This is a genomic window from Parasalinivibrio latis (assembly GCF_036825535.1).
GTDB lineage: Bacteria > Pseudomonadota > Gammaproteobacteria > Enterobacterales > Vibrionaceae > Parasalinivibrio > Parasalinivibrio latis.
In genome coordinates this window covers 303,981-320,655 of record NZ_CP098812.1, presented here as the reverse complement: position 1 = coordinate 320,655, position 16,675 = coordinate 303,981, and the positions used below count along the sequence as shown (strand labels likewise).

The window sequence follows — 16,675 nt, the reverse complement described above, 5'->3', positions numbered from 1 at the left end:
TATAAATGCGTTCCCAATGGGAGGTGAACATAAAGTGAAAAGCATAACTGTCGCAAAGTTTGGCGGCACAAGTGTGGCTGACTATGCTGCGATGACAAATTCCGCAGCTGTTGTAGGGGCCAACCCGAATACCCGTCTGGTTGTTATCAGCGCCTGTTCAGGCGTTACCAATATACTGGTAGAACTGGCCAATGGCGTTTCAGATGGAGATAAACGCCAGGAACTTCTTGATAAACTGACGGCTATCCACTTCGATATCCTGGCATCATTGTCAGAAAACCTGGCAGTAGCCAATGAAGTGAATGCATTGCTTGATACAGTGGCAAACCTGTCGCTGTCTGCAGCAAAACAGCCTACTGACGCCCTGACCGATAAACTGGTTTCCTGCGGCGAACTGCTTTCCACTCATATTTTCACCCATCTGATGAATGATGCCAGCATGAACGCGGTGCGTTTTGATGTCCGCAACGTCCTTCGCACCGACAGCCAATATGGCAAGGCTGTCCCTGATGTCCCGGCTATATACGGGCTGGCCCAGGAAAAACTGCGCCCACTGTGTGAAAACCACATTGTGGTTACCCAGGGTTTTATCGGCTCCGACGAGAACGGTGAGACAACCACCCTTGGACGAGGTGGCAGTGACTACAGCGCAGCCCTGCTGGCAGAAGCTGTCGATGCTGGTACGCTTGAGATTTGGACAGATGTACCGGGCATCTACAGTACCGATCCCCGTGTTGCACCCAAAGCATCCCCAATCCCGGAAATCAGCTTCAGTGAAGCATCTGAAATGGCCAATTTCGGTGCCAAGATCCTGCACCCGGCAACGCTGATCCCCGCCATGCGCAAGCAAATCCCGGTTTTTGTCGGTTCATCCAGAACACCAACAGAAGGTGGCACCTGGATCCGCCAGCAGGCAGAAACTTCTCCGGTATTCCGTGCGGTCGCCCTTCGTAATAACCAGACCATGGTAACGCTGACCAGCCTGAACATGTTCCATGCCTATGGCTTCCTGGCAGAAGTGTTCCGAATCCTGGCCAAGCACAAGGTTTCCGTAGACCTTATCACCACATCAGAAGTCAGTGTTTCCCTGACCCTGGACCAGACCAATACCCGAGGCGGGGCACCGGATTTGCCTGATGCAGCCAGAGAAGAACTGTCTGAGTTGTGCCGGGTGAAAGTAGAACAGGGATTGAGCCTGATTGCCCTTATCGGCAACAAAATGGATGAGAACCGTGGTGCGTGCTCCCGGATTTTCTGCTCGCTGAGTGAATTTAACCTGCAGATGATCTGTTATGGTGCCAGCGCCCACAACCTGTGTTTCCTGGCCGATGAAAGCGAAGCCAGGGACATTGTCCGCACTCTGCACACTGCTATTTTCGAATAACCGGAATACGCAAATACAGCAAGGGCTCCCACGGGAGCCCTTGCAGATTGCACATCTCACCGGCCACTACCGGTAATGCATATTGACCCTGGCTGTCAGCTTGGTGACCAACTCATAGGCGATGGTGCCAATGTGCTGCGCCACAATCTCTGACGGCAGGGGTTCTCCCCACAGTACAGCTTCATCCCCCACCTGATCAGCCGCATCCGGCCCCAGATCAACCGTCAGCATATCCATGGACACCCGTCCGGACAGCGGAACGATGCGGCCATTGATATAAACAGGGGTGCCGTTTGGTGCCATACGCGGGTAACCGTCACCGTAACCAATGGCAATGACGCCTATCTTGGTGTCACGCTCACTGACCCAGTTGGCACCATAGCCTACCGCTTCACCCTGCTTGACAGTGCGCACGGCAATCAGGCTTGAAGTCAGGGTCATCACCGGCTTGAGGTTAAAATCGGCACCGGTTTTTTCTGCAAGCGGTGAAACGCCATACATGCTGACCCCCGGTCGAATCCAGTCCTGGTGACTGTCAGGCCACAAAAGGATACCCGGGGATGCAGCAAGGGAGTGTTCTCCCTCATACGGTGCGGTCAGAGTGTTGAAAGCTTCAATCTGCCTGGCTGTTACATCGCTGTCCAGCTCATCGGCACAGCCAAAGTGGGTAATGAAACGGACAGGCTTTTGGACGTTGTCACACGCTTCCAGACGAGCCACAAAATCGGCCACTTCTTCCGGGCGTATGCCCAGACGGTGCATACCGGTATCAATTTTCAGCCAAACAGAAACCGGGCGTTCCAGCTCAGCCTGTTCCAGTGCTTCAAGCTGGGTCGGGGTGTGGACCACAGTCTCAATATTGTTGATAACCAGGATAGGCAGGTCAGAGGGTGAGAAAAAGCCTTCCAATAGCAGGACACGCTTTACGATGCCGCCGGAGCGCAAGGCCAGAGCCTCTTCTATCCGGGCAACAGCAAAGCCGTCACAAAGATCATTTACTGTACGAGCTACTTCAAGCAGACCATGCCCGTATCCGTTAGCTTTAACCACCGCCAGGGCTTTGCTGTCAGGGGCATAGCTTTTAAGTATGCTGAAATTATGGCGCAGGGCGTCAATATCAATATGGGCAGTCGCCGCTTTCATCCTTTGTATCCCTGATTATTCGTCGTCGTAAGCCGGGCCGGCATAATTGTCAAAACGGGAGAATTGGCCTTGGAAGGTCAGGCGCACCGAGCCGATTGGGCCGTTACGCTGCTTACCGATGATGATTTCGGCAATCCCCTTAAGTGCACTGTCAGGGTGATACACCTCATCACGGTAGATAAACATGATAAGGTCGGCATCCTGCTCGATCGCACCGGATTCACGAAGGTCCGAGTTAACCGGGCGTTTGTCAGCTCGTTGTTCCAGGGAACGGTTAAGCTGCGACAGGGCAACCACAGGGACATTCAGCTCTTTGGCCAGCGCCTTGAGGGAGCGGGAAATTTCTGCGATTTCCAGGGTACGGTTATCCTGCATACCTGGGACGCGCATCAGCTGGAGGTAGTCCACCATGATCATGCTGATACCACCATGGTCACGGGCAATGCGGCGTGCACGTGTACGAACGTCGGTCGGGGTCAGGCCGGAGCTGTCGTCGATGTACATATTGCGCTTCTCCATCAGGATACCCATGGAGGAAGAAATGCGCGCCCAATCCTCATCGTCCAGCTGGCCGGTACGGATCTTGGTCTGGTCGACCCTGGACATGGATGCGAGGATACGCATCATCAACTGTTCAGCGGGCATCTCAAGGGAGAATACAAGAACGGGCTTGTCCTGCTCCATCATTGCGTTTTCGCACAAGTTCATGGCGAACGTGGTTTTACCCATTGATGGACGCGCCGCAACAATAATCAGGTCCGATGGCTGCATACCGGCAGTTTTCTTGTTCAGGTCGGTGTACCCGGTTGACACGCCAGTTACGCCGTCCTGGGGAGACTTGAACAGGATCTCAATGCGCTCAAGGGTTTTATTAAGCACATTGTCGATGGCCTGAGGGCCTTCGTTCTCACTGCCGCGGTCTTCGGCAATGGCAAAGATTTTACTTTCTGCCATATCCAGCAGGTCGTCCGAATTCCGGCCCTGGGGATCATAACCGGCATCGGCAATTTCATTGGCAACCCCGATAAGGTTACGCACCACCGCACGCTCCTGGACGATATCAGCATAAGCGGCAATGTTGGCGGCACTTGGGGTATTTTTGGCAAGCTCTGCAAGGTAAGCGAAGCCGCCTACATCTTCGAGCTCATCATTTTTTTCGAGAAATTCTGAGAGGGTAATCAGGTCAAGTGGGTTCCCACCTTCCAGCACACGCTTGGCAGCTTCAAAAATGATACGGTGGGGACGGCTGTAAAAGTCATTCGCAACCACCTTTTCAGCCACCGCATCCCAGCGTTCATTATCAAGCAGAAGGCCGCCAATAACCGACTGCTCTGCTTCCAGCGAGTGAGGCGGCACCTTGATCGCGTCGAGTTGTTTATCTGATTTTTTGACGTTTCGGTTTTCTGCCATTGTGTTCTTTCGCCCTCACTCTCTCTGGCGTCACGTGTGTTTCAGCCGGTCATTATAACGTTACTGTGACGCAGATGCTTAGATTCTCGCTGCAGTTAACGAAATCATGACGTAAAAGCAAACAGCTGTAGGTAAACTATGCCGCGAATCCGAGATAACCGCCAGTGAGACCCTGCTTGTCGTACCGCTATTTTCTGCTGTTTCCGTTGTTTTTTCCCGGCTTGTCACTGGCTTCGGAGAGCGAACCATCACCCTGGCTGACCGAGATAGAACTCGGCTACCAGTCCCTTTCCGGTAACTCCGACTCCTCTGCGTTTAACACGCGTATGGCTGCCAGCTATACAAAAGGCCGGATTAAAAATACTGCCGAGTCAAAATACCTGCTGGCGGAAAAAGACGGCAAGGAAGACAAGCGGAAATTCCAGCTCAATGCCCAAAGCAACTACAAGTACGATGAAAAGCGTTATGTGCTTGCCAGTGGCAGCTACGTAGATGACAGGTACGGGCCTTATTTTTCCGATGTGGTTATTGCGACAGGTTTGGGTTACCAGGCAATACGCAGACGGCACCTGCAGCTCACCCTTGAACTGGGCCCCGGTTACCGCAGGCAACGGCCAAACCTGGATGAAATAGACAGTGACGACAAAATCCTGCCTTACGATGTGGACGAGATCATCGTCCGTGGCCAGATGAACATAGAATGGCGCCCGCGCAAGAACGTGACATTCGACCTTACCCTGACCGGCATTGCCGGGAAGAGTAATTCAACCATTGAAGCAGATACCAGCCTGACTGCCAGTATCACTGACACCCTGGCGGTAAAAATCAGCAATACCCAGAACTACAGTATTGAAGTGCCTCCAGGGCTTAAAAACCGGGATTCAGTCATGACGGTGAATTTGCTGTATAAGTTTTAGATCCTAGATCCTAGGTTCTGGGTTCTGGGTTCTGGGTTCTGAAGATTTTGCTTGCATCCTGATTTCCAGGACCTTCTCTTCCCAGGTTCGTCTTTTCCGTTTTCCAGATACAAAAAAACCAGCCCGGAGGCTGGTTCTTTTGGGTTGTGATGCAGATTACTCAGCAACAACAACGATTTTCGCAGTAGCGAATACTTCTGAGTGAAGCTGGATGCTAACTTCGAACTCACCAGTAGTGCGCAGAGCACCTTCTGGCAGACGAACTTCGCTCTTCTTCACTTCAACGCCAGCAGCAGTGATTGCATCGGCGATGTCGCGAGTACCGATAGAACCGAACAGCTTGCCTTCGTCACCAGCTTTAGAAGCGATTTCTACGCCTTCCAGAGCTTCAACAGCGTTAGCGCGTACTTTTGCAGCTTCCAGAGCTTCAGCTACTTTAGCTTCCAGCTCTGCACGGCGAGCTTCGAAAAACTCAACGTTAGCTTTAGTTGCCATAACAGCCTTGCCCTGTGGGATAAGGAAGTTACGAGCGTAGCCAGATTTAACTGCAACCTGATCGCCAAGACCACCCAGGTTAGCGATTTTATCAAGCAGAATTACTTGCATGGATTAATCCTCTCTAACTCAGTGGTGATTACTGGTGCTTGTCAGTGTAAGGCAGCAGAGCCAGGTAGCGTGAACGCTTGATAGCGCGCGCCAGCTGACGCTGATACTTAGCACGAGTACCAGTGATACGGCTAGGTACGATTTTACCAGCTTCAGTGATGTAGTTTTTCAGAGTTGCTACATCTTTGTAGTCGATTTCAGTTACGCCTTCTGCAGTGAAACGGCAGAACTTGCGACGACGGAAGAAACGTGCCATGGGCTAATCTCCTGATCTAAATTTGATTGATTTCGTCAGCATGCAGTACCAGTTTTCCCAGGCCATTCCGGCCGGTTTGGTAAGCGACAAAACCGCTTACTCTGGTATTGCAGCCTGGCGATAAATCTAAAGTTGCGGCATTTGACCTTTCCCCGCTCACTACCACCTGGATCCGACAGTAGACCTGTCGTTCGAGTCCGGCTTCCTGCTGCATTGAGCGATGTTCCAGGACAAAGTGGCAATGTGGTATGCCCGCTGGGCTTTGGGTTCGAACAGGGCCTTTGGCGATAACGCCGGACAGCTCCATCCGGTTGGTCATTGAGTTAATTACTCAGCAGCTTCTTCAGATTGAGCTTCAGCACGCTCTTCACGCTTGCTTTGACGCTCTTCTTTCGCCTTCATCATCACTGATGGCTCAGTGATAGCAGCTTTGGTGCGCATGATCATGTTACGGATAACTGCATCGTTGAAACGGAAAGCAGTTTCCAGCTCATCAATCACAGCTTGCTCAGCTTCAACGTTCATCAGAACGTAGTGTGCTTTGTGCAGCTTGTTGATTGGGTAAGCCATCTGACGACGACCCCAGTCTTCCAGACGGTGGATCATACCGCCAGAATCCTTGATAGAGCCAGTGTAACGCTCGATCATGCCAGCAACTTGCTCGCTCTGATCAGGGTGCACCATGAATACGATTTCGTAATGACGCATTAGTTGCTCCTTACGGACTAATCAGCTTCTACGCTCGGCCCGGTCAACCGGCGGAAGCAAGGAACGAAAGTATGACCGGGAATTAAGGTCGGGAATAGTACAGAATTGCGCCGCAATAAGCAAACAAAATAGGGCTGCGGTCACAATAAAAAACCCCGCAGGAATGCGGGGTTCAGGGAAGTTGCATAAACCTATGTGAACAAAGGCTTTGCTGCCGGGATTAACGGCGCTGGCGAACGGCCTCAAACAGGCAGATACCTGTCGCGACTGAGACGTTCAGGCTGGAGACACTGCCTGCCATTGGGATGCTGATAAGCTCATCGCAGGTTTCACGGGTCAGGCGGCGCATACCGTCACCTTCCGCACCCATCACGATAGCCAGCGGGCCGGTCAGCTTGCTTTCGTACAGGCTGTGGGTCGCTTCGCCGGCAGTACCGACAAACCAGACGCCCTGCTCCTGCAGCGCGCGCATGGTGCGAGCCAGGTTGGTGACACGTACCAGCGGTACCACTTCCGCCGCACCGCAGGCAACCTTGCTGGCTGTTGCGTTCAGTTGGGCTGACTTGTCTTTCGGTACAATGATCGCGCAGACACCGGCTGCATCCGCATTACGCAGACAGGCACCCAGGTTGTGCGGGTCGGTCACACCGTCCAGCACCAGCAGCAACGGGTTTTCCTTGCCATTCAGGATTTGGTCAAGGTCGTTTTCGTTGTACTGCTTGCCCGGTCTTACTCGGGCAATCACGCCCTGGTGGACCGCGCCCTTGGCTTTGTCATCCAGCGCCTTGCGGTGCATTTCCTGCACTGTGATGCCAAGGCTGACGATTTCATTCAGCACTTCCAGCATCTTGTCGTCGTGGCGGCCTTTCAGCACATAGACTTCGATAAACCGCGACGGGTCGTTGGCAAGCACCGCTTTTACCGCGTGCATGCCATAAATCATTTCATTACTCATAGTCGGTTATTTCTTTTTCTTGCCTGTGCGCTTTTTCTTCGCCGCAGGTTTTTGAGTTTCAGGCGCGCCTGTTACGGGCTTTTTCTTACCCTTAGCCGGTTTCTTCTTCCCTTTTTTGCCTTTCTTGCCTGCACTGTCATCCCCTTTTCCTTTCGGGATATGACCCTGCTTGAGCTGTTGCCTTACTGACATACGCTCACGGGCGCTTTCGGCATTTTTGCCTGATTCAGCGCGGCCTTTCTTGGCGCGATCTTTTTCCGTTTTACCGGCACGGCGAGGCTTGCGGTTGCTGCCAACCAGCTCAAAGTCGATCTGGCGGTCATCAAGGTTGACGGATGATACCTTCACTGTGACCTGATCGCCAAGACGGAACACCCTTCCGGAGCTCTCACCAATGAGACGCTGGCCCACCATATCGAAGCGGTAGTAGTCGTTGTCCAGGTTTGAGATATGCACCAGGCCGTCAATGTGCAATTCTTTCAGGCGGACAAAGAAGCCAAAGCCAGTCACGTTGGCAATGGTCCCCTCCATCACTTCACCGACATGGTCCTGCATGTATTCACACTTGAGCCAGTCAGACACTTCGCGGGTGGCATCGTCTGCACGGCGCTCTGTCATTGAGCAGTGTTCGCCAAGGCCGTCCATCTCATCCACGCTGTAGTGGTAACCTCCGGTTGGCGTCCAGCGGTTCTTAAGGCTGCCCCCCTGCTTGGCCAGCAGGTACTTGATTGCACGGTGCAGCAGCAGATCCGGGTAACGGCGGATTGGCGAGGTGAAGTGGGCATACTGGCCAAGAGCCAGGCCGAAGTGGCCGATATTGTCCGGCTGGTACACTGCCTGCTTCATCGAGCGCAACAGCATGGTCTGAATAAGTTCGCGGTCCGGACGCTCAGCAATGGCATGGGCCAGTGTAGCGTAGTCGGTTGGCGTCGGTTCAAGGCCACCGGTCAGTGACAGGCCAAGCTCTCCCAGAAAATCCTTGAAGCCAACCAGGCGTTCTTCGCCCGGGGATTCATGCACGCGGTACAGTGCCGGCTCTTTGGCTTTTTCAACAAAGCGTGCAGAGGCGATGTTCGCCAGGATCATACATTCTTCGATGATCTTGTGCGCCACGTTGCGTTCAGCCGGGACAATACGGTCGATCTTACGATCCGCGTTGAAAATGAACTTGGTTTCCACCGTTTCAAATTCAATGGCACCACGCTGTTCACGGGCTGATTTCAGCACGTTGTACATGTTGTGGAGCTCTTCCAGATGCGGTACCAGCTTGCCATAACGGCTGCGAAGCTCTTCATCACCATCCAGGATCTGCGCAACTTTGGTGTAGGTCAGGCGGGCGTGGGAGTTCATCACGGCTTCGTAATGGCGGAAGCCTGAAAGGCGGCCTGCAGCCGACACGGTCATTTCGCACACCATGCACAGGCGGTCTACCTGAGGGTTCAGCGAGCACAGGCCGTTCGACAGCACTTCCGGCAGCATAGGGACAACCTGTGACGGGAAGTACACTGAGTTCCCCCGGTTATGCGCTTCCAGATCCAGTGCAGTCTCCGGACGGACGTAATAACTTACGTCTGCGATGGCTACCCACAGACGCCAGCCACCAGATTTCTTCTTCTCACAGTAGACCGCATCGTCAAAGTCACGGGCATCTTCGCCGTCGATGGTTACCAGTGGCAGTTCACGCAGGTCAACCCGGCCGGCTTTGGCGTCTTCCGGCACCTCTTCGGTCAGATCCTTGATTTGCTTTTTAACTGTATGCGGCCATTCCAGCGGAATGTTGTGGGTACGGATAGCAATTTGTGTCTCCATGCCCGGTGCCATGCTTTCGCCCAGCACTTCCACGATCTTACCAACCGGTGGGTACTGGCGGGTTGGGCGCTGGGAAATTTCAACCACCACTACATTACCCATACGGGCACCCATGCGGGCATCTTTCGGGATAACAATATCCTGGCCGAGACGGGAGTCATCCGGCACAACAAAGCCCTGGCCCTGTTCGACAAAATAACGGCCGACAATCTGGCCGGTACGCTCTTCCAGTACTCGGACAACACGTGCTTCGCGACGGCCACGGCGGTCTGTGCCGGCAGCTTGGGCCAGAATGCAGTCACCGTGCATCACACCTTTCATCTGGTGTGGTGGCAAAACAAGGTCTTCCTTGCTGCCCTTTCCTTCCGGACGCAGGAAACCAAAACCGTCGCGGTGGCCGATCACCATGCCCTTGATAAGATCAAGGCGCTCTGGCAATGCGTAGCACTGGCGGCGGGTAAAGATCAGCTGGCCATCACGCTCCATGGCACGCAGGCGGCGGCGCAGGCCTTCATATTGGTCGTCGCCATTAAGGCCTAACAGTTCAAACAGTTGATCCCGGCTTACCGGTGCAGAAAGCCCCTTGATGATCTCAAGGATATGCTCGCGGCTGGCAATAGGGTTTTCGTATTTTTCTGCTTCGCGATCCTGAAAAGGATCATTGGATACTTGAGTATCTTCGTGTGACATAAGTCGTTCCTGATGGCGACGTGACACCATGAGTATATCGTGTCAGTCGCGAGAAATTCGGAGCAGCTTCGCAAATCAGCTGCCAATTAGCGCTTTCCCAAACCGAAATATAAGTCAATGAGTTAAGCCACTGTCTGGGTGGGGATCAACAACTCACGCAGGGGTGAATTGTCTTCAATAAGATCGGCAAGGGTGATGTGTTCAAGTTCGGCAAGAAATGCCTCAGTTGCACGCTGTAGTGCATCTTTGAGGCGACAGCCGGGTGAGATGTGGCAAAAATGAGGGCTGCAGTCTACCAGCTGCATTGGCTCAAGCAGGCGGATCACTTCACCCACTACAATATCCTTCGCGGGTTTCCCCAGGCGAATCCCGCCATTTTTTCCACGCTGTGTGGAGATCAATCCTTCCTGCCCAAGGCGGTGGATGATCTTTACCATGTGGTTACGTGATACACCGTAAACCTCCGTTACCCGGGTAATGCTGGTGAGCTCCCCTTCCGGTAACAAGGCCAGATATATCAGGGCCCTAAGGCCATAATCAGTAAAGCTGGTCAGTTGCATGGCAATCATTTTAGTCCTCTGGTTGACTAAAAGATACCTTTCAGATACAACTTATTTGATGCATTAAAAATACAACTTTAATAATATTTGAGAGAGTAAGTCATGCTTAGCCCATCAACGATTGACATTGTTAAATCGACAGCCCCCCTGATCGCGCAAACCGGTCCGGCGCTCACCGCCCATTTCTACCAGCGGATGTTCAGCCATAACCCGGAGCTGAAAGACATTTTTAACATGACCCACCAGCAAACCGGTGCCCAGCGGGAGGCCCTGTTTAACGCTATCTGCGGTTATGCCAACAACATCGACAATCTGGAAGCCCTGCTCCCGGCAGTGGAAAAGATCGCCCAGAAGCATGCAAGCTTTGTCATCACCCCGGAGATGTACAGCGTTGTCGGTGAAAACCTGCTGGCTACCATCGACGAAATGTTCTCTCCCGGCGATGAAGTCCTTGAAGCCTGGGGGGAAGCCTATGGTGTACTGGCAAATATTTTCATCCAGCGTGAAGAAGCGATTTACCGGGAAAACGAGTCCAGCACCGGCGGCTGGCGCGGAACCCGTACTTTCAGGGTCGTGAGTAAACAGCGCGAGAGTGATGTCATCACCAGTTTTGTCTTTGCCCCCGCTGACGGTGGCAAGGTTGCCCCATTCAAACCGGGCCAGTATATCGGCATCCATATCAGTGCCGATGAATTTGAGAACAAAGAGATTCGCCAGTACAGCCTGTCAGATGCCAGCAACGGGGAAACCTACCGCATCTCCGTAAAACGGGAGGGTGAAGGAAAGGTATCCCGTTACCTCCACAGCCATATAAGGGAAGGTGACGAAGTTGAGTTGACCCCTCCTAACGGCGACTTCTGGCTGGATGTCCAGGCTGATACACCGGTCTGCCTGATCTCTGCCGGTGTGGGACTGACCCCGATGCTGTCGATGCTGGAAACCCTCAACGGGAATCACAACGCACCGGTTTACTGGCTGCATGCTGCTGAAAATGGCAATTATCATGCTTTCCGTGACCGTATTGCCACGCTGGCAAGCCAGTGGGAGCAGCTTACTGCACACACCTGGTACCGTGAGCCTCAAATAAAAGATGTTGCCGGGGTTCATTTCGACAGCGAAGGACTGATAGACATCAGTGAAGTAAAAGACCTGACCGGCGACAGTAACATGGTTTTCCATCTGTGTGGCCCGGTTGGCTTCATGCAGTTTGCCGCCAAACAACTTATTGATGCCGGCGTAAACCAGGAGCGTATAAAGTACGAGTGCTTTGGCCCGCACAAGGTGTTGTAACCCCCCAGTAACCAACAAACCCGCTTAGGCGGGTTTGTCTATTACCAATATGTATCCCGTCGTTTGGCCCGGGCGATAATATTCTGGGGCATCCTTTCCTCCAGCCCCTGACGCAATAGTGCAATCTGCCGGTGCCTGGTCTTGCTGGCAGTAATCGTGTTGTAGAGCCACCGGTAGGCATCTTCATAATCGAGCGGGCTGCCGTAATTATCCAAAAGCAGTTCAGCCAGATGGATACGTGCCCGCGTGTCCCCAAGGGAAGCTGCCTCACGGAGGTAAGGAATAGCACGCTCCGGATCTTTCTGTACCAGTGTCCCGCTGGCGTAATAGCGCCCAAGTTGCTCCAGCGCCGCAGGGAGGCCCTGTTGGGCAGCAGATTGCATGTAATAAATCCCGGTTTCCACATCCCGGTCAACACACACGCCCCAGGCCAGCATATCTCCATACAGGAACTGGTAAGCAGGGGATTCCACTTTCTCTGCCCGGGCAACAATATCCTGTACCAACTGGCAATCATCGGCCTTTACCTGTTTGAGCTGGGTATTGGCGTCAAACATCTTGAACAGCGCAGCCTCATCGTACACCTCTACAGGAGGGCCGACCTCAGCGTGCACTGCACTGGATGCAAGCAATAATGAAATAACCAGTTTTCGCAGCTTCATGGATAACGGTCACCAGCGACTTAAGTAAACATCACAGCCTGGTAGCTGTCCGGACAATTTCTGTATCGGCATACCCAGTGACAACTTTAGTGTTTAGAAACCACTTTGTCACAACACCCCAACCGGAAATGTTATCTGCACCCAAGCCATTTACTGCATGTTTCCGTCCAAGGCAATTTCTACCCGGTTGCGCCCGCCTGATTTCGCCCTGTACAGGGCATTGTCTGCCCGGGCAAGGAACATGGCCGCAGGTTCATTGGCAAGCATAGCTACACCGATACTGCAGGTAACCGGTTCACCATGCCGCCACACCCGGCCCAATAGGCTGACACGGATTTTTTCCGCCAAAGCCGCTGCCTGTGCCAGGTTCCGCCCACGGGCAAACACAAAGAACTCCTCACCGCCCCATCGTACCAAAAGGTTACCAGGGTCCAATTGTTGGGCAATGGTCTGGGCAAACTCCCGCAAGACCTCATCCCCCACCGGGTGTCCGTAGCTGTCATTGACATGCTTGAAATGGTCGACATCAATACACAACAGGCTGAACGGGATATCCTTTTCGCATGCAGAACTGATCTCCTTTTCCAGCCAGGCATTGATATCTGTACGGTTTCGCACACCTGTCAGGGCGTCGGTATACACCTTACCGCACAGCTCTTCGCTTTCCCGCTGCAGTGCTTTATTGGCTTTTTTCAACAACCTGCCCTGCAGGCGCGTGTCAGCCAGTTGCTGCCGCAACTCACGGTAGTGGAACGCCATCCACCCGACAGCACTTCCCAGCCACAGCCATATCAGGGCGTGGAGCAGCTCTTTCTCACTCACCCACTCCCCTTCGAATATCAGCCGCTTCACTGTCAGCCTGTATTTACCCGGCAGGGAACCACTTCCGGTCGCGATCTCAATCAGGGTGATATTGGACAGGTCAACTGTCGCATGTTGCGGGGCAATTTTTTTGTCCGCTATCCACCATGTCAGCACCTGGAAACTGTCCAATGGAAATTGGTAACGTGTTTTTTCCCTGGCAGCTGAGTATTCCATACCGTTGAATTTCATCGACACAGGGTCATCCGGCGTCGAGTAAGCTGGATGGTAGTTACGCAGGTACACCCTGATGCGACCGTTGTTTCCCGGCGGGTTATCGTAGGCTGTTTCCAATATCAATGAATGGAACTGGCTGACATCCAGGCCTTTGGTTGGATCGCCAGATAACCGGATGGCAAGTTCACAATATGGCCAGATGTAAGCTGCGGACATATCGCACTCCATCACCACCCCTTCGGGGGTCACAGTGACATCACCGGTTGTCATGCCTCCGGTCGTCGCATCGCTGACAAACTGGTAGGAAAACGCTGAGGGGTCAATTTCATAATGGCGGACCGCACCACCAAGATAAAACCAGGCAAGTGCCACAAGGGAAACAACAACCAAACAAGCAGCTACACCGAAGGTGCGAAGGGAAGGCGGTTTTGAAAACCTTAGCAAAACTGAAAGCTCCAGGAAAAAGCGCGGCCTGACAACGGAAGGCAGGGTGGCAGCGATTGGACATATCGGGCTGCAATCTTAAGCAGGACGCCCAGATCAGGGAAGTAATTCGACAGAAAACATTACAAAAAATCATAAAAAAAGCCGACTTGGCAGTCGGCTTTTCTCGTCAATTCACTTGTTCAAAATTAAACAGAGAATGGATGACGCTTAATCATGGTCTCGTTACGGTCTGGGCCGGTAGAAACTACGTCTACTGGTACACCGGTCAGCTCTTCGATGCGAGCGATGTAGTCCAGGGCAGTTTGAGGCAGTTGCTCAAGAGAGGTCGCACCAAAGGTGTTCTCTTCCCAACCAGGCATGGTTTCGAAGATAGGTTCGATATTCTCATAAGCATCGGCAGCCATTGGAGATACTTCCAGTACGGTGCCGTCAGCCAGCTTGTAACCGGTACAGATTTTTACTTCCTTCAGGCCGTCCAGTACGTCCAGCTTGGTCAGGCAGAATCCGGTAACAGAGTTGATCTGTACAGCGCGGCGCAGGGCAACGATATCCAGCCAGCCACAACGGCGCTTACGGCCGGTAGTTGCACCGAATTCGTGGCCTTTCACACCCAGGTGTTCGCCAACTTCGTCGAACAGCTCTGTAGGGAATGGGCCAGCACCAACACGGGTGCAGTACGCCTTAACGATACCCAGGATGTAACCCAGGTGAGCAGGACCGAAACCAGAACCCGCGGCAACACCACCAGCAGTAGTGTTAGAAGAGGTTACATATGGGTAAGTACCGTGGTCGATGTCCAGCAGAGTGCCTTGGGCACCTTCGAACATGATTTTGTCGCCACGCTTACGGGCTGCATCCAGCTCGCTGGTTACGTCGATAACCATGCCAGTCAGAATATCAGCCTGCTCCATAACGGTAGCCAGCGTCTCTTCGTAGCTTACAGGCTCAGCCTTGTAGAAGTGCTGCAGCTGGAAGTTGTGGTATTCCATCACTTCCTTCAGCTTCTGTGCGAACGTTTCTTTGTCAAACAGGTCGCCAACGCGCAGGCCGCGGCGGGCAACTTTGTCTTCGTACGCAGGACCGATACCACGACCGGTAGTACCGATAGCTTTCTTGCCACGAGCCGCTTCACGGGCTGCGTCCAGAGCTACGTGGTAAGGAAGGATCAGAGGACACGCTTCAGACAGGAACAGACGCTCGCGTACTGGTACGCCACGCTCTTCCAGGCCTTTCATTTCTTTGAGAAGCGCATCAGGAGAAAGGACAACGCCATTGCCGATAATGCATTTAACGTTGTTGCGCAGGATGCCGGATGGAATCAGGTGGAGAACGGTTTTTTCTCCGTCGATCACAAGGGTGTGACCAGCGTTATGTCCGCCTTGGTAGCGAACTACATACTGTGCATCTTCAGTCAGAAGATCTACGATTTTACCTTTACCTTCGTCACCCCACTGGGTGCCGAGAACGACTACGTTATTACCCATCTTTCCCAGTCTGTTGTTAGTTAAAAAAGGATTCTAGCACCATCGCTGTCACAATGCAGTCATTTTTTGACCGTCTAGACGTCTCGATTAATACGCGAGATCACAACGGCATAAGCAATTGATTTACAACACCTACCACATCATGTAAGCGATCACTGCCCCAGCAACGAATAAACATCCCCCTACCCGGCGCAGTATTTCATCAGGCTGTCCAGCCAGTTCTGAAATCATTGCCCGCCACTTCGCGGGGAAAAACAACGGCCCGATGCCTTCAAGTACTAATACCAGACCAAGCGCAAGCCAAAGTGCCTCATTCACTCTCAATTCTCCCTATCCAGACAAACGGCAGGTTACTGGAACCCGGTTGTCAGGAATAAAAAAGACAAGGCCGGGGCCTTGTCTTTTAAGTTGTTTATCTGCTTTCCGGCGTTATTTTGCCAGCTCAGGTGCCTTCATGTACTTGAAGAACTCAGAGCTTGGGTCAACAACCAGAATATCGTTCTTGTTGCTGAAGCTCTTCTCGTACGCTTCCAGTGAGCGGGTGAACGAGAAGAATTCAGGGTTCTTCTCATAGGCGTCAGCATAGGTCTCAGCGGCTTTCGCATCCGCGTTACCACGGGTAACACGGGCAGTTCTTTCCGCTTCAGCCAGTACAGTTGCTACTTCAAGCTCAGCCTGGGCACGAATAACTTCGCCCTTCTCACGGCCCTGCGAACGGTGGCGACGTGCTACCGCTTCACGTTCAGCACGCATACGACGGTAGATAGACTCACTGATTTCATCAGGCAGGTTAATACGCTTGATACGCAGGTCGATAACATCGATACCGAGGTCAATCGCGCTCTGCTGGGCATCAACCAGTACGTCCTGCATAACCTCTTCACGGTCTTCCGAGACAATCTGCTTGATAGTCTTGTTACCGATTTCAGCACGCAGGCCATCAGCCACACGACGCTGAAGCAGGGCTTCTGCAGTCAGTTGGTTACCGCCACCTGTTGCCAGGTAGTAAGTACCGAAGTCCTTGATGCGCCACTTGACGTAGGAGTCAATGATAACGTCTTTCTTCTCAGACGTTACGAAGCGGTCTGCCTGGTCATCCATGGTCTGGATACGGGCATCCAGGAAACGGACACGGTCAAACAGAGGCATCTTGAAGTGAAGGCCAGGCTGGTATACCTGAGTCTGCTCGTTGACATCCTTGAGTACACGGCCAAAGCGAATCACGATACCGCGTTCACCTTCATTGACGACGAAAATCGACATCAGGAAAAGTACCGCGATAATGATCAATACAGGAATAGCTAACTTACGCATGA

At 52.8% G+C, this 16,675-nt stretch carries 17 protein-coding genes; 3 read left to right on the top strand and 14 right to left on the bottom strand.

The genetic code is table 11. The features are described 5' to 3' along the window. Positions 1 to 34 precede the first annotated feature (34 nt). Positions 35 to 1,384 carry a lysine-sensitive aspartokinase 3 gene (gene lysC / locus NF212_RS01655; RefSeq protein ID WP_434358245.1) on the top strand — a complete coding sequence of 450 codons (1,350 nt, stop codon included), beginning with the start codon at positions 35 to 37 and terminating at the stop codon, positions 1,382 to 1,384. Between the two features lie 66 nt (positions 1,385 to 1,450). Here lysC and alr read toward each other — a convergent pair whose 3' ends face one another. Further along, positions 1,451 to 2,527: an alanine racemase gene (gene alr / locus NF212_RS01650; protein WP_434358243.1), complete on the bottom strand. Its 1,077-nt coding sequence runs from the start codon at positions 2,525 to 2,527 to the stop codon at positions 1,451 to 1,453. A 15-nt stretch (positions 2,528 to 2,542) separates the two neighbouring features. After that, entirely contained in the window at positions 2,543 to 3,937 is a 1,395-nt protein-coding gene (locus tag NF212_RS01645) for a replicative DNA helicase (protein ID WP_434358241.1), read from the bottom strand. Between the two features lie 176 nt (positions 3,938 to 4,113). Between NF212_RS01645 and NF212_RS01640 the strand changes: the two genes are divergently transcribed. Continuing rightward, complete coding sequence (locus NF212_RS01640; RefSeq protein WP_434358240.1) at positions 4,114 to 4,854, top strand: DUF481 domain-containing protein; 741 nt, start codon at positions 4,114 to 4,116, stop codon at positions 4,852 to 4,854. Between the two features lie 156 nt (positions 4,855 to 5,010). Here the strand turns inward: NF212_RS01640 and rplI are convergent, their stop codons facing one another. The 7 genes from rplI to nsrR all read right to left on the bottom strand — a co-directional run bounded on the left by rplI (position 5,011) and on the right by nsrR (position 10,438). Beyond that, the gene (gene rplI, locus NF212_RS01635; RefSeq protein ID WP_054673980.1) at positions 5,011 to 5,460 is read right to left on the bottom strand and encodes a 50S ribosomal protein L9; all 450 of its coding nucleotides are present in this window, start codon (positions 5,458 to 5,460) and stop codon (positions 5,011 to 5,013) included. A gap of 28 nt (positions 5,461 to 5,488) precedes the next feature. Beyond that, positions 5,489 to 5,716, bottom strand: a complete 228-nt coding sequence (gene rpsR / locus NF212_RS01630) for a 30S ribosomal protein S18 (protein ID WP_054673982.1) — start codon at positions 5,714 to 5,716, stop codon at positions 5,489 to 5,491. A 16-nt stretch (positions 5,717 to 5,732) separates the two neighbouring features. Next, on the bottom strand, positions 5,733 to 6,035 hold the full coding sequence (gene priB / locus NF212_RS01625; protein ID WP_434358238.1) for a primosomal replication protein N: 303 nt from the start codon (positions 6,033 to 6,035) through the stop codon (positions 5,733 to 5,735). 8 nt (positions 6,036 to 6,043) lie between these two features. Next, positions 6,044 to 6,424 carry a 30S ribosomal protein S6 gene (gene rpsF / locus NF212_RS01620; RefSeq protein WP_054673986.1) on the bottom strand — a complete coding sequence of 127 codons (381 nt, stop codon included), beginning with the start codon at positions 6,422 to 6,424 and terminating at the stop codon, positions 6,044 to 6,046. A gap of 220 nt (positions 6,425 to 6,644) precedes the next feature. Continuing rightward, the gene (gene rlmB / locus NF212_RS01615; protein ID WP_054673988.1) at positions 6,645 to 7,379 is read right to left on the bottom strand and encodes a 23S rRNA (guanosine(2251)-2'-O)-methyltransferase RlmB; all 735 of its coding nucleotides are present in this window, start codon (positions 7,377 to 7,379) and stop codon (positions 6,645 to 6,647) included. A gap of 6 nt (positions 7,380 to 7,385) precedes the next feature. After that, positions 7,386 to 9,878, bottom strand: a complete 2,493-nt coding sequence (gene rnr / locus NF212_RS01610; protein WP_434358235.1) for a ribonuclease R — start codon at positions 9,876 to 9,878, stop codon at positions 7,386 to 7,388. 122 nt (positions 9,879 to 10,000) lie between these two features. After that, positions 10,001 to 10,438, bottom strand: coding sequence for a nitric oxide-sensing transcriptional repressor NsrR (nsrR, locus tag NF212_RS01605; protein WP_434360809.1), 438 nt, complete (start codon positions 10,436 to 10,438; stop codon positions 10,001 to 10,003). A gap of 102 nt (positions 10,439 to 10,540) precedes the next feature. Here nsrR and hmpA point away from each other — a divergent pair, with 102 nt between their 5' ends. After that, a complete protein-coding gene (gene hmpA, locus NF212_RS01600) occupies positions 10,541 to 11,728 on the top strand; it encodes an NO-inducible flavohemoprotein (protein ID WP_434358233.1) in 1,188 nt (395 codons plus the stop codon). Between the two features lie 41 nt (positions 11,729 to 11,769). Here the strand turns inward: hmpA and motX are convergent, their stop codons facing one another. The 5 genes from motX to hflC all read right to left on the bottom strand — a co-directional run bounded on the left by motX (position 11,770) and on the right by hflC (position 16,673). Continuing rightward, a complete protein-coding gene (motX, locus tag NF212_RS01595) occupies positions 11,770 to 12,390 on the bottom strand; it encodes a flagellar protein MotX (protein ID WP_434358231.1) in 621 nt (206 codons plus the stop codon). Positions 12,391 to 12,540: 150 nt separating this feature from the next. Further along, on the bottom strand, positions 12,541 to 13,872 hold the full coding sequence (locus tag NF212_RS01590) for a GGDEF domain-containing protein (protein ID WP_434358229.1): 1,332 nt from the start codon (positions 13,870 to 13,872) through the stop codon (positions 12,541 to 12,543). A gap of 188 nt (positions 13,873 to 14,060) precedes the next feature. Next, positions 14,061 to 15,359 (bottom strand): adenylosuccinate synthase, encoded by a 1,299-nt coding sequence (locus NF212_RS01585; RefSeq protein WP_434358227.1) that lies wholly within the window; start codon positions 15,357 to 15,359, stop codon positions 14,061 to 14,063. A 132-nt stretch (positions 15,360 to 15,491) separates the two neighbouring features. Continuing rightward, the gene (locus NF212_RS01580; RefSeq protein ID WP_434358225.1) at positions 15,492 to 15,677 is read right to left on the bottom strand and encodes a DUF2065 domain-containing protein; all 186 of its coding nucleotides are present in this window, start codon (positions 15,675 to 15,677) and stop codon (positions 15,492 to 15,494) included. Between the two features lie 111 nt (positions 15,678 to 15,788). Then, complete coding sequence (gene hflC / locus NF212_RS01575; protein WP_054673998.1) at positions 15,789 to 16,673, bottom strand: protease modulator HflC; 885 nt, start codon at positions 16,671 to 16,673, stop codon at positions 15,789 to 15,791. Positions 16,674 to 16,675 lie beyond the last annotated feature (2 nt).